A 26,076-nucleotide genomic window follows, 5' to 3' on the forward strand; every position below is an offset into this window, starting at 1 on the left:
CTACAGCGAGAGCTGGAGTTGCAGGATGACGGCGTCGTTCGCCAGCGAGAGCCCGCCGAGCTCTTCGCGATGCGTGTAATCGAGCTGCGCTTTCAGCAGATCGTCGTACGCATGGTAGCTCACGCCGCCCGTGAGCGCGACGTTGTCCCCCTCGTCGTCGACATCGACGTTGGGATCGATCCACTCGACCCGACCCGAGACGCCGAGCTTCCGGGCGACGATCATGTAGCCTGCCTCGAAGACGAGCGCGAGCGACGACACCGACGTGACCTGCGAGATCGGCTGGGTGGGCACCGATTTGGGGCTCGCCCCGGTCCAGAGCACCTCGCCGAGCGCGTGCAGCCCCGCGGCGTGCAGCAGGACATCGGCGCTCGCGCCGTAGAGCGTGCGCGCGCCGCCGTTGCTGAAGAAGCCGTCGGCGCCGACCCCGAGGCGGAAGGGCGAGTGGGCGACGTCCTGGAGGGTGCGGCCGAGCGGGCCTCGCGGCTCGGTGGCGAGCCTGCCGGCGAAGGCGATCCCCTCGAAGCGGTTGCCGAGGGGGGCGAGGCTCTCCGAGTGACCCGCGTAGAACTGATCGGCGCGCTGGAAGGCGTTGTAGACGCCCGCGTGGTAGCTGAAGGCGCGGTCCTGGAAGTGCCCCTCGGCCTGGATCCCGACCTGCGTGAACGGCGCCATCGCGCGGACGGCGAGCGGCCGTTCGGTGAGCGCCCCGTCGCCGGCGCCGAGCATCGCCGAGCGCGAGAAGGGCACGGTCCGCGCGCCCGCGTAGACCTCGAGCGCGCGCTCCGCCGTGACGCCGGCCCATGCCTCGTGGATGCGCGCCGTCCCCTCGTCGCCCCCGGCGAGCTCCGTCGAGACGGCGAACCGGACGAGCCCCGCGACGTCGCCGCGCAGCCCGACGCGGGCGCGGCGCAGCCGGAAGCCGGGCTGCTCGGCGCTGTCCCCCGCCTGGTTCAGCGCGTCGTCGCCCACGTAGGGCGCGGCCTGCAGCGCGAGCAGCGCGATCGGCGCGACCTCCAGCGGCCCGAGCGCGACGCGCATCCGCTCCCGGAAGCCCGGCGCAAGGAGGTCGCCGCGCGCGGGCGCCGGCGACGCCTGCGCCGGCGCGTCCCGCCGCGGCCGCTGGCTCACCGGCGCGCTCGGGCGGGCGGCGGGCGGCTCGGCGCGCTCCGGCTCATCGGCCGGCTCGCCGCTCGGCGCCTGCGCCTCGGCCGGCGCTGGGGCGTCGGGCGCCTCGGCCGCGGGCTCCTGCGCGCGCGGCGAGGAGAGGGCGAGCAGGACGGCGGCGCCGCCTGCGACGCAAGCAAGGTGCCTCATGGCTTCAGGTCTCCTGGAGGGCTGCGTGGAGCGCCCCGTGCCGCTCCGGATGGCCGGTGGGTGTCATCGCGTGCCGTGTTTGCCTGCGAGGTGGCCGGGAAACTAGAGGAAGACACGCGGCGCTGCAATCGGCGCCGCGTCCTGTGGTAAGGCTCGCAGCCCCTCGCGGGCCTCTCCGCAGCTCGCGCCGCGCGCGGAGGGAAGGGGAGGGCCACCGTTCTCATGGAAATGCCCGGTTCGAGCCCGCCCGACAGCGCCCTCACGCCCGCCGCGGCGCCGCCCCGGCGCGACGTCGCGGCGGAGCCCCCCGCGTCGCGGCGGTGGCCCGGCTGGGCGAGCGATCGCGTCTTCGTCGCGTTCTTCGCGCTCCTCGCCGTCGCGGCCGTCGTGCCGATATGGCGCGTGCGGTTCCTGCCCCTGCTCGATCTGCCGAACCACCTCGCGGCCGTTCATATCTGGCACCACTTCGACGAGCCGTGGACTCGCTACCGGGACTTCTACGAGCTCAGCCTCCGTCCGGCCCCGTACGGCGCCTATCACATCCTGACGCACCTCCTCGCCTACGCCGTCGATCTCGAGGACGCGAACCGGATCGTGCTCTCCGGGTATGTGCTCGGGATCCCCGCGGCCGCGCTCGGCTGGGCGCACCGGACGCGGCGCAGCCCCTGGCTCTCGCTGCTCACCTTCCCGCTGGCGTTCAGCCTCTCGTGGGCGTGCGGCTTCCTGCCGTTCCTCGTCGGCATCGCGGTGCTGCTCGCCGGCGTCGTCGCGCTCGACGCAACTCTCGAGCGGCCGAGCCCCGGGCGCGCCGCCGCCGTGGCGCTGCTCAGCGTCGGCTGCGGCCTCAGCCATCCGCTCATCCTCTTTGGCTATTACGTCTGCGTCGCCGCGCTGATGCTCTGCTATCTGCCCCGGTGGTCTCGCATCGCCCGCGCGCTGCCGCTCTTCGCGCCCGCCGTCGCGCTCCTCGCCTGGCAGCTCATCGCCTTCAAGAGCCCCATGGTCGACCTGCGGAGCGGCCCGCGGTTCCAGGGCGCCTGGGTCCCCTGGCACGAGATGCTCCGCTCGTTCCCCGAGTACACGCTCGACTCGGTGTCGGGCGATCTCGACACCCAGCTCTTCTGGGTGCTGCTCGCGGTGGCGTCGCTGCTCTCGCTCTGGAGCTTGGCTCGGCGCTTCGGCCTGCTCCTCCCCGGACGGGACGCGGTCCCGCCTGCCAGCTCGCCGCTCGGCCGGCTGCACCACCACCGCTCCCTCGCCCTCTGCGCCGCGATGGTGGCCTGCTATTTTCTCGTGCCGCTGCACCTCGCTCGCCCGTTCGATTGGTGGTTCGTGAGCGGGCGCTTCTCGCCGCTCATCTGCTTCTTCGGATTCCTGGCCATCCCGGCGCCGCTCCGGGGCCGCTCTCGCCTGCTGATGGCGCCTGCCGCGGCGGCCGCGCTCGTGCTACCGCTCCACCTCTCGGAGAAATACGCGAGCTTCGACGAGCGGATCGAGCCGTTTGCCCGCATGGTGGCGCGGATCCCGCCGGGCGCCGAGGTCCTCTTCGTGTCGCTGCCCCCGCGGACCGACGAGGCCTTGATCATCGAGGGCACGAACCACTTCTCCTCGTGGGTGCAGGTCATGCGCGGGGGCTTCAGCGCGGATGGCTGGCACAACGTGGGTTTCCCCTTCAAGCTGAAGCGCCGGCTCCCCGCGCCGCCGTCGAACCGCGGCGAGCGGTTCAAGCCGGATGTCCACGGCGTCGCGTACGACTACGTGATCCTCCGCAACGAGCGGCCGGAGAGGCCGGTATTCACCGCGGCGCACACCTCGTTTCGCCGGATCGATCGCGAGGGCGCCTTCACGCTGTACGAGCGCACGCGCTGATCGCCGTCTCGGTCGCACCTCCGTCCAGCTCGGCGGATCGCGCCGCGCGCGCCATCGCCCGTCGAGCGGCGCAGCCGATCTCCGCGGATCCGTCATCGTCCGCGGCGCCGGCGGGGTATTCTACGATCCTCGCGGTCGGGCACCCCTCGGGTGCGCCGCCTCCGCGGAGGGGAGCAGCTCGCCGATGTCGACCAGAACCTGCGCTGTCCGTCGCCGCCCCCTGGCCTGGACCGGAGGGCTCGTCGCCCTGGCGGGGCTCGCGCTCGCGTCCGCGGCGGCGCCGTCCTGCGCCGCCGGCGCCGGATCCCCGGGAGTTCCCCTGGGCGGCGGAGGGGAGGGCGGGGCCGAGTGCCCGACCGACTGCTCCGCGGATCCCGCCGCTCCGCTCTGCGACCGGGCGACGGGCAGCTGCGTCGCGTGTCTCCCCGGCCCGGACGCGTGCCCGGCCGGCCAGGTGTGCGATCCCGAGGAGAAGCGCTGCGTGGCCGGATGTGAATCCCAGTCCGACTGCCCTGCTCCGCTCCACTGCGATCCCGCCAAGCACACCTGTGTTGCCTGCGTCACGGACGGCGACTGCCCTCCTGGTACGCTGTGCACCGGAGAGGGCGAGTGCGCTCAGGGCTGCTCGCCGACGCGTCCGTGCGACGGCGGCGCCTCGTGCTGCGACGGGCTCTGCCGGGATCTCCAGACCGACGCGCTGAGCTGCGGCCTGTGCGGTCGGGCGTGCCCGGATCTGGCGCACGGCGAGAGCGCCTGTGTCGCGGGCGGCTGCGTGCTCAGCGCCTGCGACAGCGGCTTCCTCGATTGCAACGAGGACCCGGCGGACGGGTGCGAGCACGACGAGGGGGCGCGCGGGCCGTGCTCGTGCACGCCGGGCGAGACGAGGGCGTGTTACCAGGGGAGGCCCGGCTCCGAGGGGGTCGGTCCCTGCGCCCCCGGGGTCTCCACGTGCAGGCCGAGCGGCCTCGGTTGGGGGCCGTGCCTCGGCCAGGTGCTGCCGGAGCTCGACGCGTGCGACGATGGCATCGACAACGACTGCGACGGCACGGTCGACAACCCGCCCGATGAGGACGGCGACGGGTGGACGATCTGCGAGGGCGATTGCTGCGACTCCTCGCTGGACGGGTGCGGCCCTCCGTCCCTCATGAACCCTGGCGCCTTCGACGTGGCGGACAACGGGATCGACGACGACTGCGATGGCGCGGTCGACAACGCCTCGCCCTGCGACGAGGGGCTCGCGAGCGACTCGGCGACCGCGCTCGACTACGCGAAGGCGATGGATCTCTGCGCCACCACGACGGCGTCGCGGCGCACGTGGGGCGTCATCTCGGCGAGCTTCCGCCTCGCCGACGGCACCGGCGCGCCCGTGGCGGCCCAGCGGTCGATCCGGCGGGGCTTCGGCTCCGGCATCCTGCCGCTCCGGGGCGCGCGGCTCGCGGTGCTCTCGACGGGCGTGGCTGCGGCCCAGGCGTCGCCGAACAACACGCGGCCGAGCTTCGCCCCGTTCCAGGGCGGCCAGAACATGGGGACGTCGAGCGGCATGCCCGCGGACTGGATCGAGGCGAACGGCGAGCGCCTCCCGAACACGCCCGGCTGTCCGGAGCCGCTGGGCGGCACGACGGCCCACGATCCCGTGATGTTGCGGCTGCGCGTGCGCGTGCCGACGAACGCGAGCTCGTTCAGCGTCTCGACGTTCTTTCTCTCGTCCGAATACCCGGAGTGGGTGTGCAGCCGGTTCAACGACTTCTTCCTCGCGCTCCTCGATTCCACGTTCGAGCCCTTTCCGGGCGAGAGGGCGAACCCCGAGGACAAGAACCTCGCGTTCTACGATCCCCCGCCCGCCGGCGGCTCGGTCTACCCGCTGGGCGTGAACCTCGCATTCGGCGATACCGGGCTCTTCACCCAGTGCGTCAACGGGCCGACGGGGTGCGGCGGCGGCGCCAAGGCCGGCTCGACGACCACCTGCACGGGCGTCGGTCAGCTCCTCGGGACGGGGTTCGACATCACGAGGCCACCTGCGCAGATCGAGGGCGAGCCCGGCTGGTGCGGCACGAGCGAGCGCGCCGGCGGCGGGACCGGCTGGCTGGTCATGAACGGCAACGTCGTCCCCGGAGAGATCATGGAGCTACGGTTTGTGATCTGGGACACAAATGATCCCTGGAACGACTCCGTCGCCCTCCTCGACAACTTCCGGTGGTCGGCCTTTGCCGCGACGCCGGGCGCGACTGAGGGGATCGAGCGCGGTCTGACCGGCGGAGAGGTTCATGTCGTCGGACGTCGCCTCTGACGGCGGCACCTTCGCGGCGGGCCCTCGGGTGGCGGCATCGAGGGGGCGCGGGCGGCGTCCGGGGGGCGCGCGAACGCAGCGGACGGACGGCGACCCGTTTACACTGCGCGTCGAGCCGGGGACCGCGGCACGCATCCCTCGGTCGCGCTCGAAGGAGCGCTTCTGTTCATCACCAAGGAGACTGCATGAGGAGAACGATCACCCCGCTCGCGCTGTTGCTCGCGAGCCTGTCCTTCGCCACGCTCGGCTGCGACAGCAAGGGGAACGACGCGACGACCCCGGGCGCGGTGGCCGAGGGCAAGCCGACCGAGAGCGCGGCCGCGGCGGCGACGACGGCCGCGCCGGCCACGACGCCGGCCGCCGCCACCGCCGAACCTTCGGCGGCCGCGGCGGCCGCGGCGGCCGCGCCGGCGGAGACGGCCGCGGCGGACGCGAAGGCGGAGGCGGCCGCGGCGGACGCGAAGGCGGAGGCGGCCCCGAAGGCGACCGCGGCGGCGTCGGCCGCTGCGCCGGCGGCGACCGGCGCGGCCCAGGCGGGCGAGAAGAAGTTCGAGTGCGGCGCGAAGGGCCAGAAGCTCTGTCCGATGCAGGCCTGGATGAAGAGCACGATGGCCTCGGCGACCTCGAGCGGCGACGGCGAGAAGATCGCGGCGGCGCTCCAGTACGTGGCCGGCAAGCCGCCGCCGGGCATGGGCAGCTGGGCGGCGATCTCCAAGGCCGGCGCCTCCAAGGCGACGGCCGGCGACATCGACGGCGCGAAGGCGAGCTGCAAGCAGTGCCACGACCTCTACAAGGAGCAGTACAAGAAGACGATGCGCGATCGTCCCTGGTGAGCCGCCCGCCGCGCCGACCGGGCGCCCCCGCGCCCAGCGCGCCCAGCGCGCCCAGCGCGCCGCTGCGTCGCTGCGTCGCTGCGTCGCTGCGGCTCACGTGTAGATAAGTTAGGATAACTAACAGATTTGTCGGTGCGCAGCGCCCGCGCGAGCCCCCCGCGCCGTGGCCGGAGCCCGGCATGCGGCGCGCGATGCGCGAGTCCTCGTGCACCCGCGCGGCCCGCGGCCAGAGCCCGGCGTGCGGCGCGCGATGCGCGAGTCCTCGTGCGCCCGCGCCGCGGTCGCCGTCCGGCCGGCGGAGCGCGGGACAAACATCTTGGATGGGAAGGGGTGATGCGATAGAGCCCTGAGCTGATGGCGCGCGCTGCTCGCACAGGCCCTGGGGGTGCCCCTGCGCCGGCCACCTCGCCCGCTCGCGCGCGGGGGGCCGCCGGCTCGAGCGGGGCCGCGAGCGCATCCCGCGGGCGCGTCGGCCAGGCCGCCGACCCGTTCTCCAGCAGCGCGCTGCCGCCCTCGAAGCCGCGCGCGGGCGTGACGCCGCGGCTCACGGGGGACGCGGCGCCGGACGTCAGGCCGAGCACGGCGGCCCCGCCTCCGCCGAGCGTGCGCCCTCCGCCGAGCGTGCGCCCTCCGCCGAGCGTGCGCCCTCCGCCGAGCGTGCGCCCTCCAGCGGCCCCGGCGCGGACGGACGCGCCCCCTCCTGCGGCCGCCTCGAAGAAGCCTCCTGCGCCGGAGGACGACGAGGACGAGGACGACGAGGACGACGCCAAGGGCGGCCCGCGGCGCGGCCGGCCGCGCGGCCCGTTCACGCAGCACCGGCGGCTCGACTCGCTGCGCAGCCTGCTGCAGAAGCACCCTGCCGGCCTGACGATCTACGACCTCGCGCGTGAGCTCAACGTCACGCCGCGCTCGCTCCGGCGCTACCTCGTCGAGGTCAAGCGCGAGCTCGATCTCGTGTCGGTCGCCACGCGCCCCGGCGGCCCTCGCCTCTGGCGCCTCTCGCCGAGCGAGGCGCCCCGGCGCGTCGAGGTGCGGCGGACGCAGGCGTACGCCCTGCTCGCCGCCCGCCGCCTCTTCGAGCCGATGCGCGGCTCGACGCTCTTCGAGGAGATCGACCTCGCCGCGCAGCGGCTGCTCGGCGTCGCGCGCAGGCCAGGGCGCGGCCCGAACGCTGGCGTCGCCGACGCGCGGCTGGAGGAGCGCTTCCTCTACCTCCCGTTCGCCCCGAAGGACTATGCCGCGCGGACCGAGGAGCTCGACGACCTGTTCCAGTCCGTCGCCGATCTGCGCCCGCTCCGGTGTCGTTACCGCCGCTCGCGGGACGGGCGCGAGGAGCGGGTGCTCATCCATCCGTACGCGCTCGTCCTCTACAAGGACGCGATTTACTGCGTGGGCCTCCACGTCAGCCGCGGCGAGGTGCGCACGTTCCTGCTCGATCGCATGCGCGACACGGAGTGCGCGGTCACCGAGCGCTTCGAGCTGCCCCCTGATTTCTCCATCGACGACTACTTCCAGGGCCAGTTCGGCATCTGGCGCGGCGGCGAGCCCCGGCGCGTCGTGATCGACTTCGACGAGCGCGTGACCGAGTTCGTGCGGACGCGCAAGGTGCACCCCTCCCAGGAGATCACGCAGCTGCCCGGCGGCGGCGTGCGGCTCACGATGCACATCGGCGACATGACCGAGCTCGCGACGTGGGTGCTCGGCTTCGGCGAGACCGCCCGCGTGGTCGAGCCGCCCGACCTCGTGGACCGCGTGAAGCGCGAGCTCGCCGGCGCGCTCGCCCGCTACGCGGAGCCGCCGCCGGCCGAGGGCTCGGGGCAGGCCGAGGGCCAGTAGGGCCTCGCGGGCGCGCCTGCCGCCGCGAGCTCCCGCGCGAGCGCGCGCCGCCGCCGCCAGCTCCCGCGCGAGCGCTGCCGCACGCGCCCCTCCACCGCGCCCGCGCGCGCGGCCCCTCCACACCGCGCGCGCGTGCCGCCTCAGCGCGACGCGCGGAGCGCCTCGTCGATCATCTTCTGGTGCTCCGCCGGGTCCGCCCAGCGGGCGCGCCCCTCGGGCGGGAGCTGATCGATCGGATCGAAGTACGTGTACCGCTGGCCCGGCTTGACGCTCGGCGCCTCGAACACCGAGATCCCGGTCGTGCGGTCGTAGTGCTCGAACGAGTGCGCGTCGCGCTTGCCGCCGCCGCCGGGCGCGTCGACGACGAACGTCGGCGTGTTGAACCCGGCGGTCGAGCCGCGCACGTGCTTCTCGATCATGAGCCCGGTCGCGAGCGTGGTCCGGAGGTCCTCCACGCCGCGGACGAGATCGTGGATGTAGACGTAGTAGGGGTGCACGTGCAGGTGCCCCAGGCGCTTCACGAGCAGCTTCATCGTCTCGGGCGTGTCGTTCACCCCGCGCTGCAGCACCGACTGGTTCCTCACCGTGATCCCGCGCTCGAACAGCTTGTTCATCGCGTCGCGGGTGACGCCGGTGATCTCGTTCGGGTGGTTGAAGTGCGTGTGGATCACGACCTCCTTGTGCAGCTTCCGTCCGAGCTCCACCGTGCGCGTCACCGCGTCGATCCACTCGTCGTCGGTGAGGATCTTCTGCGGCATCACGGCCGGGCCCTTGGTGGCGAGGCGGATGCGCTGGATGTTCGGCATCCCGAGGAGCGCCTCGCCGATCGCGCTGATCTGCTCTGGCCGCAGGTTGTACGCGTCGCCGCCGGAGACGACGATGTCCTCCAGCTCCGGGCGCGACGCGATGTACGCGTACGCGCGCTTCCACCGCTCCTCGTCGACCTTGAAGTGGGTCTTCTCGACCTCCCCCGTGTCGATGCCCACCGCGTAGCTGCGCGTGCAGAAGCGGCAGTACACGGGGCAGGTGTCGAGCGGGAGGAACAGCGCCTTGTCGGCGTACCGGTGCGTCAGCCCGGGGACGGGCGCGTCGGCGCGCTCGTGCAGCGAGTCGAGCCCGAGCTTCGGGTGATCCGGCAGGAAGCGCGAGGCCAGCGGGATGAACTGCGTCCGGAGCGGATCGCCGTACGGATCGTTCCAGTCGATCAGCGAGAGCATGTACGGCGAGACGCGGACGCTCATGGGCGCGTGCGCGAAGCCCTCGGTCGCGTCCCGGATGAAGTCGTCCGACACCATCCCGCGCAGCGTGTCGAGCAGCTTGTCCGGGCGGGTGATCGACTTCTTCGCCTGCCACCGGTGATCCATGAACTGCTCGTCGGTCACCTCGGCGTACGCCGGGATCCTCCGGAAGTCGGGCACCTCGAGCAGCTGGGTGTGCTGGAGCGACGCCGGATCTACCGGCGGCTTGAGGGGCGCGATGTCGGGGCTTCGCTTGGTGAGTTCGATGAGGCTCGAGGTGGTCGTCATATCGTGGACCCTTGCCCGTGCGGAGCAAAGAGAGCGTGAGGGGTGGCCGCCTGCCCGCACCTGCGCTTCCCGGGGCCTGCCCGGCGGCGGCTGCGGCAGCCGTTCCTGGGATCGTAGCATCGCGGTACCCCTGTCGGGGGCGGTGTGCGCTACGCCGCGCGGTCGAGCGGCGCGTCCGGCTGGCGCGCGGAGGGGCGGTGCGGCGGGCGAGCCGATCAGGGCTCGATGGAGGCCACCGTGGTGTCCCGGGTGGTGCGGTAGCGCGCGTAATACGTCCGCACGCGCGTCACGTAAGCCTGGGTCTCCTCGTAAGGCGGGATGCCGCCGTACCGCATCACCGCCCCTTCGCCCGCGTTGTACCCGGCGATGGTGAGATCGAGATCTCCGTTGAAGAGGTTGGCCAGGATGCGCAGGTACCGCGTTCCTCCGAAGATGTTCTCCCGCGCGTCGAACGGGTCGCGCACCTGCATGCGGAGGGCAGTCTCGGGCATCAGCTGCATCAGCCCCTGCGCGCCGACGGGCGAGACCGCGCGCGGATCGTAGTCGCTCTCGCACTTGATGACGGCGCGGACGAGCTCCTCGGGGATCTGGTAGAGCGTCGCGGCCTGACGGATCCACGTGTCGTAGCGGCTGAACCGCTCGAGGGATTTGTCGCTCGGGGCCACCGGCGCGACGCCGGGGCGCGCCCCGGGGCGACGCCCGTCGCCCTTGATGTACAGCTTGAACCGCCCGTCGCCAGCGGCGCGGTTCGAGAAGTGCACCGTTCCATCCGCGTCGGTGTACGTGAAGATATCGGCGAGCGCGCTGCCCGGGTGCAGCGCGAGGGCGGCGAGGCCGAGCGCGGCGACGAGGGCCCGCAGGGGCGCGCGAACGGAGGAGCCGGAGGTCGACTGGACGGGCATTTCTCGGCTCAGCATAGGTTGGGATCGCCTGCTCGTGCAAACCGCACCGTGGCGGCGGAAAGGAACGTCAAAGGAACGTCGTGGCGAACGCCGCGGCGCGCGGCGCCATTCCGAGGACGGCCGCGCGAGGCCGTCCACCGCGCGGGGCGTCCGCGCGGAAGCTCGCTCTGGTGAGCACGTCCCGGGCGCTGTACTAAGTCGGGCGCCATGGAGATCGGCTGGCGACACGTGCTCGCGGGGGTTGCGGCCCTCTTCATCCTGTTCCTCGTCATCAAGATGCGCCCTGCCCGGCGGCGCCGGGACGCGCTGAGCGCCGAGGTCCAGGCCGCGCGGGAGCGCGCGCGGCGCGCCGCGACCCCGCGCGAGCGGGCCGAGGCGCTGTGCGACGCGGGCGTGCAGGCGATGCGCGGCGGCCGCCGCGTCACCGCCGCCGTGGGCTTCTTCGTGCGCGCGATGCGGGCCGACCCCGCCTCCGCCCGCGTCATCGAGCTCGCGAGCGGCGCGCTCGCCAGGCGCAGGCCCCGGCTCCTGGAGAAGATCCTGTGGCGGCGGCTCGCGGTGCTCCCCTGGGAAGGCGAGCACCGCGACGCGGCGCGCGCGGCCGCCGTCGGGCTGGAGGCGCTGTACCGGCGCGAGATCCGGGACCGGAGCCGCGCCGAGATCATGCGCAAGCTGACCCGGACGCTCGGCTGAGCCGCCGCGCGAGGGCCGGCGGCGCCGGCCTCGCCGGCGTCACGTCCCCCAGAACGATCGCGGCAGCGCGCCGCGGTTCGACAGCGCGACGAGGTCCATGAGCAGCGCGATCGTGACGTGGACCAGGAAGCCCGAGTAGATGCTCTTCGTGCGCATCGCGAGCGAGCCGAGCGCGATCCCGGCGACCACGGCGCCGGCCGCCTCCAGGTACGGCTTGCCGAAGTGGATCATGCAGTAGGGGACGACCATCGCGAAGATCGCGCCGGAGCCCAGGGTGTGGCGGAGGCCGGCGAGCCAGAAGCCGCGGAAGAAGATCTCCAGCGCGAAGAACTGGGCGAAGTACATCGCCTCCCAGGCGATGAGGTCGAACCAGGAGCGGGAGGACTGCTTGTAGAAGGGGTAGTAGCTCCCGAAGTCGGGCGCGCTCGCGACGATGAACACCGCCGGGACCACGACGGCGAGGCAGAGCACGTAGATCCACGCGTGCTGCGCGAGCCCGCGGACGCGCAGCCCCATGTCGAGCAGGCTGTCCCTGGGGAAGCAGACCTTCCACGCGACCATGGGGATGGCCACGTAGCCGAAGACGCGGGTGAACGACCACCACACGTAGCTGTAGAGCTCGCCGTAGCGGCGGAGCGAGATCGGCACGATCACCCCGCCCGGCGAGAGCGCCTGGGCGAGCTCGAGCTCGCGCAGCCACGGCCGGATGTGCTCGTCGTAGACCGCCCGGCCGCCGTAGTACTGCTGCAGCATGAGCACGACCGCGGTGATCGTGAACAGGACCGCGGGGCGGCGATCGTAGCCCCCGGCGGCGAGGGTGCGCCGCTGGTGCTCGTGGGCCTCGACGTCGAGCTCCCGCCAGGTGCGCCGGAAGAAGAGCCAGAGGACGGGCGCGAGCGCGATGAACGCGGCGACCGGGAACAGCGCCTTCAGCAGGGTGCTCGCCAGGGCCGACGAGGGCTCGGCGAGGCGGGCGCTCGCGTCCGAGAGCGGCCGGAGCGGCCGGAGCCGGTCGACGTGCGCCACGAGCCAGCTCCCCAGGTTGAGCATCGGCGCGCCCTGTACCATGATCCGCGGCCCAGCACAGCGCCGACGCGCGGGCTCCGCCGTCTTCGCGCCCTCCGCCGTCGGCGCCGGTACCTCCCCGCCGTCGCGCCCTCCGGCGCCGGCGCGGTCCCTCCGCGGCGCGCCCTTGCGGTGACCCGGGCCGCTCTGCTAGATCGCGCTCCCTCTTCAATGCCGCGCGAGTCATCTCGCGCATTTCCGGCGCAGGCCCCGCCTGCCCGTGGGAGTCTCAGCAATGGCCAGCAAAAATCCGCTTGCGATCGTGAAGGAGCGCTTCGGCGACAAGGCGAAGCTCGTCGAGGCCGTGAAAGGGCTCGCGTCCGAGGACCTCTGGCTCGGGCGCGTCAGCTCGGATCGGGGCGGTTCCAAGGGCCTGGAGCACGTGTCGAACGCCAAGCTCCTCCGCCTGCACGCGACGTTCAGCACGGTGAAGGAGAAGTTCGGGACGCGCGCGAAGCTCATCGACGAGACGCTGACGGTCCTGAACCGGTCGAAGGACCAGGGCTACAGGAAGCGCCTTGAGGCGTACCCGGTGCCGCGCCTCTACGACCTCTACCAGTCGGCGTCGAAGCGGGCGAAGGCCGCCTCGGCGACCCCGAAGGCTCAGGCCTGAGCCGCTCGCTCGTCGAGCGCGCCGTCCATGCCGGACCGGACCGGGCTGCCCGCCCTTGAAGGTCCGGCGTTCCTATCGTAATTGAGCCGCGTCGCCAGCGCGCGGCGTCCAGCCGTCCAGCGTCGGACCGACGATCTGACGTCCCCCTGATGAGCCTGAAGCCCCCCGTGGGCCCTCCCAGAAAGGTGGGTGTCGCCCGCCGCGAGCCCCGCCAAGGAGAACGACTGTGAGCAGCGCGCACGAGATCGAGACCGGCGTCTGGACCACGGAAGACGCCAAGTCGCTCTACATGATCGACCGCTGGGGTCGCGGCTATTTCGACGTGAGCCCGGACGGCAACCTCACCGTCGCCCCGCTCCAGGAGCGCGGCAGCAAGATCGCGATCCGCGACGTCGTGGACGCGGCGCTCGAGCAGGGGCTCCGCACGCCGCTCCTGATCCGCTTTCAGGACCTGCTCCACCACCGGGTGCGGTCGCTCAACGAGGCCTTCAACAAGGCGATCGCCGAGAGCAAGTTCCGCGGGACGTACCGCGGCGTGTTCCCGATCAAGGTGAACCAGCTCCGGGAGGTCGTGGAGGAGATCCTCGACGCGGGAAAGACCTACCATTACGGCGTCGAGGTCGGCTCCAAGCCCGAGGTCTTCGCCGGCCTGTCGGTCCATCACGACCCCGAGTCGCTGATCGTCTGTAACGGCTACAAGGACGAGAACTTCATCCGGACGGCGCTGATCGGGCGCAAGCTCGGCAAGAAGGTGATCCTCATCGCGGAGAAGCTCTCCGAGGTGCGGATGATCACCCGCGTCGCCAAGGACATGAACGTCGAGCCGATGATCGGCCTCCGGGTGCGGCTGCTCACCGAGGGCGCGGGCAAGTGGAAGACGTCCGGCGGCGAGAACGCGAAGTTCGGGCTCTCCACCGCCGAGATCCTCGCGGCGATCCGGATCATGGACGAGGCCGGGATGAGCGCCTCGTTCAAGCTCCTCCATTTCCACATCGGCTCGCAGGTGCCGGACATCCTGATCATCAAGCGCGCCGTGCGCGAGGCGACGCGCTACTACGCGAAGCTCCGCAAGATGGGGCAGCGCATCGAGTACATCGACGTCGGCGGCGGCCTCGCCATCGACTACGACGGCTCGCGCTCGACCTTCCACTCCTCGATGAACTACTCGGTCGAGGAGTACGCGCGCGACATCGTGCACAACATCGCGGACATCTGTGACGAGGAGCGGGTGCCTCACCCGAACATCGTCTCGGAGTCCGGCCGCGCGATCGTCGCGCACCACTCGGTGCTGGTCGTCCAGGCGTTCGGCTCGATCGAGAAGACGCCGATGTCGCCGATCGACATCCAGACCGAGGAGCACAAGCTCATCCAGAACCTCCTCTACATCAAGGACAACCTCTCCGGGCCGAACCTCGGCGAGTCGTGGCACGACCTGCTCCAGATCAAGGAGGAGGCGCAGAAGATGTTCGAGCTCGGCCTGCTCAACCTCGACGTGAAGGCCCGGGTCGAGATCCTCTTCTGGGAGATCGCCGAGGCCATGCAGAAGATCGCGTCGGAGCTCGATCCCGAGGAGGTGCCGGACGATCTCGGCGAGCTCCGCAAGCAGCTCGCCGACCAGTACATCTGCAACTTCTCGGTGTTCCAGTCGCTGCTCGATCACTGGGCGCTCGGCGCGCTCTTCCCGATCGTGCCGATCCATCGGCTGAACGAGCGCCCCGCGGCGGACAGCACGCTCGTCGACATCACCTGCGACTCCGACGGCAAGGTGAGCAAGTTCATCGATCTCAACGACGTGAAGGACACGATCCCGCTGCACCCGATCGTGGGCGAGCAGCCGTACTACGTCGGCATCTTCCTGACCGGCGCGTACCAGGACATCATGGGCGACATCCACAACCTCTTCGGCCGCGTCAACGAGGTGCACGTCTTCCTCGATGAGGACGAGGAGAGCGGGTACTACATCGAGGAGACGATCGCCGGGAACAAGATCCACGAGGTCCTGGCGCTGACCCAGTACGACAACCGCGATCTCGTCGGGAAGGTGAAGGCCCAGGTGGACGGCGCGATCAAGCAGGACCTCCTCAAGCCGACCGAGGGCATGCGGCTGCTCGCCGACTACGAGCGGGGGCTCAAGGATCAGACGTACCTGAGCCTCTGAGCCGCGCCGTGCTCTCCGAGACCACGGCGCCCGCGGGCCCGGCGTCCCTCTCGAGGCGCCGGCCCGGGTGGGTGCGCCAGGCGATGCTCGTCGCGCGGAAGGATCTCGCGATCGAGCTCGCCACGGGCGAGATCGTCACGACGAGCGGGTTCTTCGCGGTGCTCGTCGCCGTGATCGCGTCGCTCGCGTTCTACGCCGGGCAGGACGCGGCCGAGCGGGTCGCGCCCGGCGTGATCTGGGTGAGCGTGGCGTTCGCGTCGGTGCTCGCGCTGAGCCGCACGTGGCAGCGGGAGCGCGAGGACGGCGCGCTCTCGGGCCTGCTCGTCCTGCCGATCGCGAGGAGCGCCCTGTTCGCCGGCAAGGCGCTCGGGCTGTGCGTCTTCGTGATCGCGGTCGAGGCGATCATCATCCCGGCCGCGGCGCTCCTCTTCGCGGTGGATCTCGCGAAGACGGGCGCGGGGCTCGCGCTCTTCTGCCTCGCGGCGACGCCGGGCATCGCCGCGAGCGGCACCCTGTTCGGGGCCATGACCGTGCGCACGCGCGCCCGCGATCTCGTGCTCGCGAGCGTCCTCTTCCCGCTGCTCGCGCCGACCCTGCTCGCCGCGGTCGCGGGGACGCGGGAGCTCTTCGGCGGCGCGACGCTCGGCGAGCTCACCGATTACGTGGCGCTCATGGGCGTGTTCGACGTCGTGTTCATCGCGGGCGGGATCGGCCTCTTCGATCTGATCATCGAGGGCTGACCCGCCGCGCGGCCGCGCCGCGACGATCGCGGCGCGCCGCGCAGCTGGGCCGCGGCGATCGCGGCGCGCCGCGCGCCGGCGATCGCAGGCTCACGCGGCCGCGCCGCGCGCCGCGAGCACGTCGTCGGCGAGGAGCGACGCCGCCCGCTCGACGCCGTCGAGATCGAGCGCGGCGCCGGTGCACTCGCCGATCGCCCACACGCCGTCGCCGGCCCGGCCGCGCGCGTCGACCCGCACGGCGTACCCCGCGCGCGGGTCGACCTCGACGCGGGCGCCCGCCTGCGCGGCGACCTCGAACGAGGGCGCGGCCGGCGCCTCCACGGCGAGCGCCACCACCTTGAGATCGCTCGTCGGGCTGCCCGGGGCGAAGGGCGCGCCGCGCACGGTCACGCTCTTCACCTGCGAGATCCCGTTCACCGCGGCGAGCGCGGCGAGCGGGATCCGCGCCGCGATCCGGTCGCCGAGGGCGCCCGCGAGCTCGTCGGCCCAGAAGCCCTCGCCCGCGATCGCGACGGGGCCGGTCGGCTCGACGCCGCAGGCGAGCAGCCGGCAGAGCGCGCGCGCCGAGAAGACCCCGGGCAGATCGTTGTTCGGGAACGCCGCGACGCCGTCGTGCGCCCCGGTGGCGAAGACCAGCGCGGGCGCCTCGATCACGGTGGCGCCCGCGTCGCCGGCGACCAGGAGCTCGCCGAGGTAGACGCCGGCGGCCACGTGCCGGCAGAGCACGCGCACCCCGTCGAGCGGGTGCCGCGCGCGGAGCTCCGCCGCCCGGCGCGGCGCCCCAGCGAGCGACCCGGCGGGGGCGACGCCGTCATCGATCAGCGCGACGCGCAGGCCGCGCGCCGAGAGCGCCGAGGCCGCCGCGACGCCGGCGGGCCCGGCGCCGATCACCGCCGCGTCCAGATCGAGCCGCGCGGCGGGCTCCGGCGGGAGCGGCGCGCTCGGCAGCCGGCCGAGCCCCGCCAGCTTGCGCGCGATCGATTGCATGACCCGGGACAGCCCGGGGATGCCGGCCATCAGGTGGTGGTGGTCGATCCCCTGCGGGAAGAACCAGTCGGTCACCCGCAGCAGATCCGCCTCCCGCGAGCCGACCACGTTCTGCGCCTCGATGCGCTCGCCGCCGGCGGCCGGCCGCAGGCAGGTCATCACGTTGGGCACCCCGTCGACCCGCGCCAGGCAGCCGTCGCAGCCGCCGCGCAGGCAGGTCGGCGCGCGCGGGCGGTGCAGCTTCGGGCTCCGCGCGAGCGTCACGCGCCCGGAGGCGAGCAGCGCCACGGCCAGCGGCTCTCCCCGCTCCGCCGGGACGTCCGCTCCGTCGAGGGTGATGGTGACCGGATCCCGGAGCGCGCGACCTCGCCGAAACATGGGCGGACGCTAGCAGACGCGCGCCGGGCGCGCGCGCCGCGGGCCTGGGAAAACACGGGAACGAAGCGGCAGGGAAGCCGCAAACGAGCGGCCAGGGAGCGGCCAGGGAGCGGCAGGGGAGCAGCAGGTGAGCAGCAGGGAGCGGCAGGGAGCGGCAGGGAAAACGCGCGGCGTCGCCGGCGCGAGCGCGCGGCGCGGAGAAGGTGCCCTCCGCTTCGCGCGCTGATCTATGCTGTGGCCGATGCGCCTCGGCGTCCTCGGCCCTGCACAGGGTGATCTGCCCGCGCTCGCTCGTGGCGTGCAGCACCTGCTCGACGAAGGCCACGCCGAGCGGGTCATCTACGTCGCCGAGGACGACGCGCTCGACCGGGTCGTCGAGGGCTGGGCGCAGAGCCTGGTCGGCGCGAACCCCGCCGAGGGCGCCCTGTTCGATCGGGCCGCGCGCTGCGCCGCCGCGACGCCCGAGCAGATCGACGCGTTCGTGGCGTCCGAGCGGGCCCGGCTGCGCCTCAAGGTGCTGATGAGCCTCCCGCCGGGCCAGCGCACGATCGAGATCCTGGACGGGCGCGTCGCGCTGTTCGTGTTCGACAAGGCGGCGCTCGACGAGGAGGACATCGTCGCGGCGTCGCTCCTCGTCTTCGGCAAGAGCTCCGAGCCGCTCATCAAGAAGGTCGGCCCACGGACGTTCTTCTCTCCCGGGCCGATCGGCTCCGAGGGCGGCCGGGCGCTCCTCGACGACGGGCACGGCGGGGTGCGAATCGAGGTGATCAACGCGAGCGGCGCGGTGACCGCGCGCGAGATCGTGGGTCCGCCCGCGGCCGGCCCCAAGCTGAGGGTTCAGGGTGGCTCGCACGGCTGAGGGAGCCGCGGACGCGAAGGGCGTGCGCGCGCGCGGGTCAGCGTCAGAGGCGCGCCGCGTCGCCATCTTCGGCGGCAGCTTCAACCCGCCCCACGTGGCGCACGTGCTCGCGGCCACCTACGCGATCTCCGTCGCGCCGATCGACGAGGTGCTCGTCGTCCCCGTCTACCGCCACCCCTTCTCCAAGGAGCTCGCGCCGTTCGAGCATCGCCTGGCCATGTGCCAGCTCGCGCTCGGCTGGCTCCCGGGGGTGTCGGTCTCGGCGGTCGAGCGCGAGCTCGGCGGCGAGAGCCTCACGCTGCGCACGCTGGAGCACCTCGCCGCGGCGCACCCCGGCTGGGCGATGCGCCTGCTCGTCGGCGCCGACGTGCTCCCGGATCTCCCGCGCTGGCACCGCTTCGATCGCATCGAGCAGATCGCGCCGCCGATCGTCCTCGGCCGCTCCGGCTTCGCCGCGACCGCCGCGGAGCGCCTCGACGCGGCGGCGGACCCGCGCCCGCTCCTGCGCCCCGCGGACGTGCTCCTCCCGCAGATCTCGAGCAGCGAGATCCGCCTGGCGTTCGCCGCGGGCGATCTGGAGGCCGTCCGCCAGCGCGTGCCGCGCGACGTGCTCGACTACGCGCTCGCGCACGGCCTCTACGGGAGCGGCGCATGAACGAGATGGACAGCACGCGCCCGTCGCCGATGCACCGGGACGAGAGCGCCCTCCCGGAGGTGTTCATCTACGGCGCCGGCAAGGTGGGCCGCGGGCTCGCGCGCGCGAGCCGCGACGCGGGGCTGTCGGTCACGCTGCGGCCCGCGCGGGACGGGCTGCCGGCGGAGCGCATCGAGGCGGACCTCGTGATCCTCGCCGTGCGCGATCGGGACATCGCGCCCGCCGCCGAGGCGATGCGCGACCGGAAGCTCGTCGGCCACCGGGACGTCGCGGTGGTGCACTGCGCCGGCGCGCTCGGCCCGGAGGCGCTCGCGGCGGTGCGGGGCCGCCGCGTCTCGGTCGCGCAGATGCACCCGCTGATCTCGTTCGCCTCGCCCGCGTTCGTGCCCTTCCTCGAGCGCGGCCACCTCCACATCGACGGCGATCCCGCCGCCGTGCGCGCCGCGCGCGCGCTCGGCGTGCGGCTCGGGATGACGCCGCGCACGTTCTCCGGCCTCGACCGCGTCGCCTACCACGCCGCCGCGGGCCTCGTGGCCAACGGCGCCGCGGCGCTCGCTGCCGCCGGGGTCGACCTGCTCGAGCGCGCCGGCGTCGAGCGAAAGACCGCCGCCGAGATGCTCGGCCCGCTGCTCCGCACGGTCGCGGACAACGTCGAGGTGCTCGGCGTACCCGAGGCGCTCACGGGGCCGGTCCGGCGCGGCGACGCGCCCGGCGTCGCGCGGCACCTCGAGACGCTCCGCCGGCTCGCGCCGCACCTCGTCCCGTTCTACGTCGCCGCCGCGGCCACGCAGCTCCCGCTGGCCCGCGCCCTGGGCGAAGCACCTCCGGACGCGTTCGACGCAATCCAGCAGGTCCTGGACGGAACCAGGTAGTCGCACTGAAATTTTCTATTGGTGCGGCAGATACTTATTGATGCTCGACGGCAGGATCCGTTGATGCGTGCTCCAGCCGAGAGGTACGCTTCCATTGCCTTGGGATCTGTTGCCGCAGCCTGCGTTCCTTCTGCCACCACGAGCGATGCCGGGGGTTTCCGGGCGCTCGATGAGCGCGTCCGTGAAGCCGCGTCGCGTGGGGTGCTCCACGTCCATGGACAGCGGCCGATCCTGGATGCGGTTTGCTCCCACCTCGCGCGTCGCGCTCGAGGCGTGGGGCGCTCGCTGATCTCGGCCGCGCACGCCGCGGGTCGGGACCCCTGGCGCGATCTCGCGCTGCGCTGCGGCGTCGCCTCCGCGGATCCGGTCGCGGTCGCGCAGGGCATCAGCGCCGCCGCGGAGGGCGCGATCCTCCTCGTCGCCGAGGGGGAGCCCACGAGCTGGGGGAGCCTCGTGCTCGAGGAGGTCTCCCGCCTCATCGCGGAAGGGTCGAGCTCCGCGCTGGTCATCGTGTGCAGCGACGCGGCGCGGCGGCCGTGGACGAGCGCCATCGCGATCGACGGCGTCGCGTCGCCCGACGACCTGCACCGGTTCTGGGAGGCGTTCGCGGCGGAGGCGGAGCGCCGGGTCGTCGCGAAGCTCGACCGGCTGGACGCGCTCGAGGGCTGGTGCTCCGCCGTGTTGGCCGCGCCGGCCGAGCCGCGCCCCCTGCCGCAGCAGCCGAGCCTCGAGGCCAGGCGGCTGCTCGATCGGCTCGCGCTGAGCCAGCGGCCCTGGCCGTCCGCGCAGCTCGGCCGGCTCGCGCCGCGGCGCGCGGAGCAGGGGCCCGGGGCCGTCGCGTGCCCCCTCGCCGGCGACGAGCTCGCGGGCCTCGGGCTGATCGAGGCCGACGATCGCGGGTGGGTGACGGCGCGGCGCGCGGCCGCCGATCCGGCCGGCGAAGGCCCGGAGGACGTGCTCGCGGTCGCGGAGGCGCTCGAGGAGCAGCCGTCCGACCCGTGGAGCCTCTCGCGCGCGAGCGAGCTCTTCGCCTCGCTGGGCCGGGCCGACCGCGCCGAGGCCGCGGCGACGCTCGCCATCTCCTCGGTCGGCGAGCCGTCGGCGCGCGCCGATTTCTGGCAGCGCTGGGCCCGATCGATGCGCGCGCTCCCCGGCTCGCCGCCCGGCGAGCGGCTGCTCCGGGCCGCGGAGCTCGCGCTCCGGCTCGGCGACGTCGAGTTCGCGCTCGACTTCTCCTCGGCGGCCCTGCGGGAGGGAGAGTCGTTCGCCGCGCTGCTCGTGCACGGCCGGGCGACGAGCGCGCGCGGCGACCTGACGACCGCCGCGATGGTGCTCTCGCGCGCGGCGGCCGCCGCGGCCACGCCCGCGGAGCGGGCGCGCGGCGCCGTGGAGGCGTCGGAGCTCTGCTGCAAGACGGGCGACCTCGCGGCGGCCAAGGCGCACGCGGAGGAGGGGCTCGCCGGCGCGGGCGAGATCGCGACGCGCCTCCAGGCGCGCAACATCCTCGGCAAGCTGCTCCTCACGCAGCAGGCCTGGTCCGAGGCGGAGCGGCACTTCGCGGCCGACGCGTGGGAGGCGGCGCGCGCCGGCGAGCACGTGAGCGAGCTGCGCGCCCGGCTGAACCGCGCCATCGCGCTGCTCTCCAGCGGCCGGCTCGACGAGGCGCGCGCGATGCTCTCGGCGGTGCTCGACGACGGCGAGCGGCGCGGCGAGCGCGTCGCGACCGGCTACGCGCTCACGAACCTCGCGGTCATCGCCCACCTGAAGCACGAGTACCCGGAGGCCTTGCGCCTCTTCGAGCGCGCGATCGGCATCTTCCGCAAGATCGGCGACAAGGTCGCGCTCGTGAACCTCATCGCGAACCTCGCGGAGCTCCGGCTCCAGCTCGGGCTCCTCGAGGAGGCCGAGCAGGCGCTCGCGTTCGCGCGCAAGGTCTCTGGCCCGGGCATCCCCGGCGTGTGGATCACGCACGTGGCCTACGTCTCGGCGCAGATCCACCTCGAGCGCGGCCGCACCCAGGAGGCCGGGGACGAGCTCCGCGCCGCCTTCGCGTACGGCGCCGGCCCGAAGCTCGGCGAGTGCTACGCCGTGGCCGCGCGCATCGCGCTCGACGATGGCGACCTCCTGCTCGCCGCGCAGATGATCAAGGCGGCGCGCGCCGAGGCGAGGTCCGATCGGCACATCGCCGAGGTCGCGCTCCTCGAGGCGCTCCGCGCGCGCGCCGCCGGCGAGCCGTTCGGGCAGCTCGCCGCCGAGGCGCTCGCGCTCTCGCGGAAGGACCACGGCCGCGAGCGCGCCCTGGAGGCGCACGTGCTGCTCCACCACGCCTCGGCGTCCGGGGATCGGCCGCCGCGCGCGCCCGACGACGACGCCGCGGCCACGCGGTCGCACCTCGAGGCGGCGATCCACCTCCGCGATCGCATCGCCGCGTCGCTGCCCCCCGACATCGCGCGCAGGTTCCTCGCGCGCCGGCTCTTCGCGGAGCTCGGCCGGCTCGAGGCGTCGGCGCGCATCGCCGCCGAGGCGGAGCCGAGGGGCTGCGAGCTGTGCGGATCGAGCGCGTGCTCCGGGTGCGCGCGGATCGCCGCGCGCGCGCACCGGTCGTCCGCCGTGGTGCCCGCGATCAAGCGGCTGGTGGGAACGGCGCCGGCGCTGCTGAGCCTCCTCCACCAGGTCGAGAAGGTCGGCGCGAGCGACGCGACCGTGCTGATCCACGGCGAGAGCGGCACGGGGAAGGAGATCGTCGCCGAGGCGATCCACGAGGCGAGCGGGCGGGTCGGGCCGCTGATCAAGGTGAACTGCGCCGCCCTGGTCGAGACGCTGCTGCTCTCGGAGCTGTTCGGGCACGAGAAGGGGGCGTTCACCGGGGCGGCGGCGCGCCGTCGCGGGCGGTTCGAGCTCGCCGAGGGAGGGACGCTCTTCCTCGACGAGATCGGCGACATCTCGCCGCGAACGCAGGTCGCGCTGCTCCGCGTCCTGCAGGACAGGACCTTCGAGCGGGTCGGGGGTGTCACCCCGCTGCGCGCCAACGTCCGGATCCTCTGCGCCACCCACCGCGATCTGCGCGCGATGGTCGCGCGCGGCGAGTTCCGGGAAGATCTCTACTACCGCCTCCGGCAGGTCGTCCTGGAGGTCCCGGCGCTCCGGCAGCGGCCGCGCGACGTGCCGGTGATCGCCGCCGCGATCCTGGAGAGGATCGCCGCCGAGCGCGGCACGGCGCCGAAGCGCCTCTCCAGCAGGGCCATCTCGGCCCTCTCGCGGCACGCCTGGCCGGGCAACGTGCGCGAGCTCGAGAACGCGTTGCGCGCCGCGGCGATCTTCGCGGACGGCGAGGTGATCGAGCTCGAGGACTTCACGGCGAACGTCGAGGGGCTGCGGGACCTCGAGGCCCTGGAACCGGCTAGCGCTCCGATGACACCGAGGGCTGGCATGCAGCCTGCTTTCCCTGCCGTCGAGCCGTCGAGCGGCCCTCGCTCCTCCGCGCCCGAGCGGGCGGAGCCCGAGTCTCACCCACCGTCGGCGCCCGTGGCCCCGTCGGCGCCCGTGGATCGCACGCCGCTGGAGCTCGCGTACGCGCATGTCCGAGGAGGGGTCAGCCTGAGCGACATGAAGCGCGAGATCGAGCGCGAGTGCATCGCCCGGGCGCTCGACGAAAGTCGCGGGAATATCACGCGCGCCGCGGTGCTCTTGGGTATGAAGAGACCACGTCTTTCGCAGCTTGTGAAACAGTATGGCTTTGGCGGGACGTCGGAGGATTGAAGTGATGCGACGTTGCAGGAGGGGTTGGCTGTCCGGGGGCCTCGCGCTTGCGCTGTCGGCCCCTGCGCTGCTCGCGGGGTGCGCGTTCGCGCCCGGGGAGCGCGACGAGCAGGCAGACGACGCGTGGAGCGAGCTCGAGCCGACGAGCTCCGACGAGGCGCTCGTCTCGGACACAGGCGGCGACGACATCAAGCGCGACGTCGCCGCCCCCGCCGCCGAACGCGCGGCGCTGCCGCGGCTCCGGCTGCGCGAGGCCTCGCCTCCGGCCGGCGGCGATGAGGGATCGAGGACGCGGACGTACGTGCGATCGCAGGACAAGCAGATGCCGGAGCCGCTCCCCTGGCACCCTCAGGGCAGCAGCGACGGCGACGGGACGCGCTGAGCCGCAGGCCGCCGCCGGGCCTGTGCGGCCGCGCGCGACGCCCTAGCGCGCTGGTCCACTAGCGCCCCGGCTCGTTTTGGGGTTGCCGCGCGGCTCGCTGCGGTAGCCTTCGCGCGTGGCGCCGCTCGGGATCGATCTCCGCACACGGACGACCCTCGTCTGCGGGGCCCTGGCCCTCGCCATCGCGGCCTCGACGCTGCTGCGGGGGCGTGTCCGGCGCGTGCACCTCTTCTTCGCCGCCTTCGCCGCCGACGTCGGGCTCTGGTACCTCTCCCAGTCGCTCTTCGGCTTCTTCCAGGCCTCCATCTGGGAGCGCTTCACGGCGATCCTCGCCGTGCTGCTCCCGCAGTTCGCGCTGCACCTCTTCGAGGCGATGATCCCCCACGACGGGGATCGCCGCTCGCGCCTGCTCCGGTTCGCCGGGGTGCTCGCCATCCCGCTGTTCGTCCTCGTGCTGGTGAGCCGGGAGCAGGGCTCGTGGCTCGACTGGCTCACGCGCGGCTGCATCTTCCTCTACGTCTTCGCGCTGCTCACCGCCGGGCTGTACACGCTCGGCCAGCGCGGCAAGCAGAGCTCCTCGCGCGCGACGCAGCGGCGCGTGCGGTTCCTCGTGGTGATCGGCGCGCTCGCCGCGCTCGCCAGCGTCGCCGACTTCGCCTGGTTCCTCGGCGCGGAGCCGCCGCCCGTCGGCGCCGCGCTCTCGATCGTGTTCCTGTTCGTGCTCGCCCAGGCCCTGCGGCACGAGCGCCTCCTCGACGCCTACGAGATGCTCGCGCGCCTGCTGGTCGCCACGGCGGTCGCGTTCCTGATCGCGCTGATCTTCTATCTCCTGCTCACGTTCATCGGCGGCTTCAACACGATGTACCTGAACGCGGTGCTCGCCGCGATCGTGATCCTGGTGCTCTTCGATCCGCTGCGGGAGCGCGTCGAGGAGCAGCTCCAGCGCCTCTTCTTGCGGGAGCGGTTCGATCTCGATCGCTCGCTCGCGGACGCCCGGCGGCGCCTCGTGCACACGCTCGAGGTGGACGAGATGGGCGCGATCGTGATGAGCGCGCTCGAGCAGTCGCGCCGCGTCACGGCGGCGGCGCTCTACCTGCGCGATCAGGACGGGACCGGCTTCGATCGGCTCGCGTCGCTCGGGCCGCGCGTCCCCGAGCGGATCGAGGTGGCGACGGCGCGGGCGCTGCTCGATCGCCTCGATCGTGGGCCGCTCGCGATGGAGGAGCTCGAGCGCGAGGCGCGCGAGCGGCGGGCGCGCCGGAGCCGCAGCGACGCGGCCGACGACGGCAACTTCGCGCGGCGGACCGAGGTGCGGCCGCAGGTCCCCGAGGACGCGGTGCTCGCGGCGGCCGAGGTGCTCGGCAGCCTCTGCTCGGGCGTGGTGCTGTGCGCGCGGGACGAGCAGGGCGAGCCGATCGGGCTGCTCGTCGTGGCGGACACGCGCGTGCGCGACGCGTTCTCGCCCGAGGAGCTCACCCTGCTCGAGACGCTCGCCGCGCAGATCGGCGTCGTCCTGGAGAACTCGCGCCTCTACGCGCAGATGAAGGAGCGAGACCGGCTCGCGCTCCTCGGCCAGATGGCGGCCGGGCTCGCCCACGAGATCAGGAACCCGCTCGGCGCGATCAAGGGCGCGGCGCAGCTGCTCGCCGATCCCGTGCCGGAGGCGGAGATCGATCCGGCGTCGCGCGAGTTCATCGGGATCATCCTCGAGGAGGTCGATCGGCTCGACCGCGTCGTGGGCTCGGTGCTCGATCTCGCGCGGCCGGCGCAGGGCTCGGTCGTCCCGACCGACGTGAACGCGATCGTGCGCCGCACGCTCCAGGTGCTCTCGATCGAGCGCAGGAACGACCAGCTCGAGGTCGAGGTCACGCTGGACCCCGATCTCCCCCGGGTCGCCATCGATCCCGAGCAGCTGCGGCAGGTGCTGATGAACCTGTTCCGCAACGCGGTCCAGGCCATGAAAGGCCGGGGCAAGGTGGTGATCTCCACGCGCGTCCGCTTCGGCCGCGGCACGCGGCCCGGCTCCGGCTCGGACGAGCCGTTCGTCGAGCTCAACGTCACCGACAACGGCCCGGGGATCTCGCAGAAGGTGCTCGCGAACATCTTCCTGCCGTTCTTCACCACGAAGGACAAGGGGACGGGGCTCGGGCTGTCGATCAGCCAGCGCATCGCGCAGAGCGCCGGCGGCCGCATCGAGGTCCGCTCGTACGAGGGGAAGGGGAGCACCTTCGCGGTGATCCTCCCGGCCGCCGTCGACAAGCTGGGCGCGTCGCCGCCCGCGCCGTCGCCGGCGGCGCTCCCGGCGGCCGAGCCGGCGCCTCAGGAGCGGCCCGGCTGAAGCCTCC

The 26,076-nt window shown here is 73.2% G+C and carries 19 protein-coding genes; 14 read left to right on the forward strand and 5 right to left on the reverse strand.

Features of this window, described 5'->3' with window-relative positions:
• Positions 1-1,317 (reverse strand): porin, encoded by a 1,317-nt coding sequence (locus tag WMF20_RS14155; RefSeq protein ID WP_437613997.1) that lies wholly within the window; start codon positions 1,315-1,317, stop codon positions 1-3.
• 222 nt (positions 1,318-1,539) lie between these two features.
• Here WMF20_RS14155 and WMF20_RS14160 point away from each other — a divergent pair, with 222 nt between their 5' ends.
• From WMF20_RS14160 to WMF20_RS14175, 4 genes are all read left to right on the forward strand, one after another.
• The gene (locus tag WMF20_RS14160; protein ID WP_437613999.1) at positions 1,540-3,186 is read left to right on the forward strand and encodes a hypothetical protein; all 1,647 of its coding nucleotides are present in this window, start codon (positions 1,540-1,542) and stop codon (positions 3,184-3,186) included.
• Positions 3,187-3,370: 184 nt separating this feature from the next.
• Positions 3,371-5,473 carry a hypothetical protein gene (locus WMF20_RS14165; protein ID WP_437614001.1) on the forward strand — a complete coding sequence of 701 codons (2,103 nt, stop codon included), beginning with the start codon at positions 3,371-3,373 and terminating at the stop codon, positions 5,471-5,473.
• Between the two features lie 185 nt (positions 5,474-5,658).
• The gene (locus WMF20_RS14170) at positions 5,659-6,306 is read left to right on the forward strand and encodes a hypothetical protein (protein ID WP_437614003.1); all 648 of its coding nucleotides are present in this window, start codon (positions 5,659-5,661) and stop codon (positions 6,304-6,306) included.
• 531 nt (positions 6,307-6,837) lie between these two features.
• On the forward strand, positions 6,838-8,142 hold the full coding sequence (locus WMF20_RS14175; protein WP_437614005.1) for a helix-turn-helix transcriptional regulator: 1,305 nt from the start codon (positions 6,838-6,840) through the stop codon (positions 8,140-8,142).
• A gap of 140 nt (positions 8,143-8,282) precedes the next feature.
• On the opposite strand, the gene WMF20_RS14180 is transcribed toward WMF20_RS14175, so the two are convergent.
• Together WMF20_RS14180 and WMF20_RS14185 are read right to left on the reverse strand one after the other, a co-directional pair.
• Positions 8,283-9,668 (reverse strand): KamA family radical SAM protein, encoded by a 1,386-nt coding sequence (locus WMF20_RS14180; protein WP_129574849.1) that lies wholly within the window; start codon positions 9,666-9,668, stop codon positions 8,283-8,285.
• Positions 9,669-9,883: 215 nt separating this feature from the next.
• Complete coding sequence (locus tag WMF20_RS14185; RefSeq protein ID WP_437614007.1) at positions 9,884-10,585, reverse strand: transglycosylase SLT domain-containing protein; 702 nt, start codon at positions 10,583-10,585, stop codon at positions 9,884-9,886.
• Between the two features lie 192 nt (positions 10,586-10,777).
• On the opposite strand from WMF20_RS14185, the gene WMF20_RS14190 reads away from it, so the two are divergent.
• Positions 10,778-11,263: a hypothetical protein gene (locus WMF20_RS14190; RefSeq protein WP_437319901.1), complete on the forward strand. Its 486-nt coding sequence runs from the start codon at positions 10,778-10,780 to the stop codon at positions 11,261-11,263.
• A 39-nt stretch (positions 11,264-11,302) separates the two neighbouring features.
• On the opposite strand, the gene WMF20_RS14195 is transcribed toward WMF20_RS14190, so the two are convergent.
• A complete protein-coding gene (locus WMF20_RS14195) occupies positions 11,303-12,331 on the reverse strand; it encodes a CPBP family glutamic-type intramembrane protease (RefSeq protein ID WP_437614009.1) in 1,029 nt (342 codons plus the stop codon).
• 232 nt (positions 12,332-12,563) lie between these two features.
• Here WMF20_RS14195 and WMF20_RS14200 point away from each other — a divergent pair, with 232 nt between their 5' ends.
• The 3 genes from WMF20_RS14200 (at position 12,564) to WMF20_RS14210 (ending at position 15,839) form a co-directional block, all read left to right on the forward strand.
• Positions 12,564-12,941: a hypothetical protein gene (locus tag WMF20_RS14200; RefSeq protein ID WP_437614011.1), complete on the forward strand. Its 378-nt coding sequence runs from the start codon at positions 12,564-12,566 to the stop codon at positions 12,939-12,941.
• A gap of 226 nt (positions 12,942-13,167) precedes the next feature.
• Entirely contained in the window at positions 13,168-15,099 is a 1,932-nt protein-coding gene (speA, locus tag WMF20_RS14205) for a biosynthetic arginine decarboxylase (protein ID WP_129574854.1), read from the forward strand.
• Between the two features lie 8 nt (positions 15,100-15,107).
• Entirely contained in the window at positions 15,108-15,839 is a 732-nt protein-coding gene (locus WMF20_RS14210; RefSeq protein ID WP_437614013.1) for a heme exporter protein CcmB, read from the forward strand.
• A 90-nt stretch (positions 15,840-15,929) separates the two neighbouring features.
• On the opposite strand, the gene WMF20_RS14215 is transcribed toward WMF20_RS14210, so the two are convergent.
• Positions 15,930-17,204, reverse strand: coding sequence for a 2Fe-2S iron-sulfur cluster-binding protein (locus WMF20_RS14215; protein WP_437614015.1), 1,275 nt, complete (start codon positions 17,202-17,204; stop codon positions 15,930-15,932).
• A gap of 241 nt (positions 17,205-17,445) precedes the next feature.
• Here WMF20_RS14215 and WMF20_RS14220 point away from each other — a divergent pair, with 241 nt between their 5' ends.
• The 6 genes from WMF20_RS14220 (at position 17,446) to WMF20_RS14245 (ending at position 26,069) form a co-directional block, all read left to right on the forward strand.
• Positions 17,446-18,063, forward strand: a complete 618-nt coding sequence (locus WMF20_RS14220) for a hypothetical protein (RefSeq protein ID WP_437614017.1) — start codon at positions 17,446-17,448, stop codon at positions 18,061-18,063.
• The gene (nadD, locus tag WMF20_RS14225; RefSeq protein WP_437614018.1) at positions 18,047-18,718 is read left to right on the forward strand and encodes a nicotinate (nicotinamide) nucleotide adenylyltransferase; all 672 of its coding nucleotides are present in this window, start codon (positions 18,047-18,049) and stop codon (positions 18,716-18,718) included. The genes WMF20_RS14220 and nadD overlap by 17 nt, the downstream gene beginning before the upstream one ends.
• Positions 18,715-19,590, forward strand: a complete 876-nt coding sequence (locus WMF20_RS14230) for a DUF2520 domain-containing protein (RefSeq protein ID WP_437614019.1) — start codon at positions 18,715-18,717, stop codon at positions 19,588-19,590. Before nadD ends, WMF20_RS14230 begins: the two co-directional genes overlap by 4 nt.
• Before the next feature lie 273 nt (positions 19,591-19,863).
• On the forward strand, positions 19,864-23,349 hold the full coding sequence (locus WMF20_RS14235; protein WP_437614020.1) for a sigma 54-interacting transcriptional regulator: 3,486 nt from the start codon (positions 19,864-19,866) through the stop codon (positions 23,347-23,349).
• A gap of 4 nt (positions 23,350-23,353) precedes the next feature.
• On the forward strand, positions 23,354-23,731 hold the full coding sequence (locus tag WMF20_RS14240; protein WP_437614021.1) for a hypothetical protein: 378 nt from the start codon (positions 23,354-23,356) through the stop codon (positions 23,729-23,731).
• Between the two features lie 115 nt (positions 23,732-23,846).
• Positions 23,847-26,069, forward strand: coding sequence for an ATP-binding protein (locus tag WMF20_RS14245; protein ID WP_437614022.1), 2,223 nt, complete (start codon positions 23,847-23,849; stop codon positions 26,067-26,069).
• The last annotated feature ends 7 nt before the right edge of the window (positions 26,070-26,076 follow it).

Source organism: Sorangium sp. So ce834, from assembly GCF_051521425.1.
Taxonomy (GTDB): domain Bacteria; phylum Myxococcota_A; class Polyangia; order Polyangiales; family Polyangiaceae; genus Sorangium; species Sorangium cellulosum_D.

What these genes read in the sequence shown, in the direction of transcription:
- WMF20_RS14215 (WP_437614015.1), bottom strand. Translation starts at nt 17,204, where the DNA reads ATGTTTCGGCGAGGTCGCGCGCTCCGGGATCCGGTCACCATCACCCTC.
- WMF20_RS14180 (WP_129574849.1), bottom strand. Translation starts at nt 9,668, where the DNA reads ATGACGACCACCTCGAGCCTCATCGAACTCACCAAGCGAAGCCCCGAC.
- WMF20_RS14165 (WP_437614001.1), top strand. Translation starts at nt 3,371, where the DNA reads ATGTCGACCAGAACCTGCGCTGTCCGTCGCCGCCCCCTGGCCTGGACC.
- WMF20_RS14230 (WP_437614019.1), top strand. Translation starts at nt 18,715, where the DNA reads ATGAACGAGATGGACAGCACGCGCCCGTCGCCGATGCACCGGGACGAG.
- WMF20_RS14240 (WP_437614021.1), top strand. Translation starts at nt 23,354, where the DNA reads ATGCGACGTTGCAGGAGGGGTTGGCTGTCCGGGGGCCTCGCGCTTGCG.
- WMF20_RS14160 (WP_437613999.1), top strand. Translation starts at nt 1,540, where the DNA reads ATGGAAATGCCCGGTTCGAGCCCGCCCGACAGCGCCCTCACGCCCGCC.
- WMF20_RS14155 (WP_437613997.1), bottom strand. Translation starts at nt 1,317, where the DNA reads ATGAGGCACCTTGCTTGCGTCGCAGGCGGCGCCGCCGTCCTGCTCGCC.
- WMF20_RS14195 (WP_437614009.1), bottom strand. Translation starts at nt 12,331, where the DNA reads ATGGTACAGGGCGCGCCGATGCTCAACCTGGGGAGCTGGCTCGTGGCG.
- WMF20_RS14185 (WP_437614007.1), bottom strand. Translation starts at nt 10,585, where the DNA reads ATGCTGAGCCGAGAAATGCCCGTCCAGTCGACCTCCGGCTCCTCCGTT.
- WMF20_RS14170 (WP_437614003.1), top strand. Translation starts at nt 5,659, where the DNA reads ATGAGGAGAACGATCACCCCGCTCGCGCTGTTGCTCGCGAGCCTGTCC.
- WMF20_RS14200 (WP_437614011.1), top strand. Translation starts at nt 12,564, where the DNA reads ATGGCCAGCAAAAATCCGCTTGCGATCGTGAAGGAGCGCTTCGGCGAC.
- WMF20_RS14220 (WP_437614017.1), top strand. Translation starts at nt 17,446, where the DNA reads ATGCGCCTCGGCGTCCTCGGCCCTGCACAGGGTGATCTGCCCGCGCTC.
- WMF20_RS14190 (WP_437319901.1), top strand. Translation starts at nt 10,778, where the DNA reads ATGGAGATCGGCTGGCGACACGTGCTCGCGGGGGTTGCGGCCCTCTTC.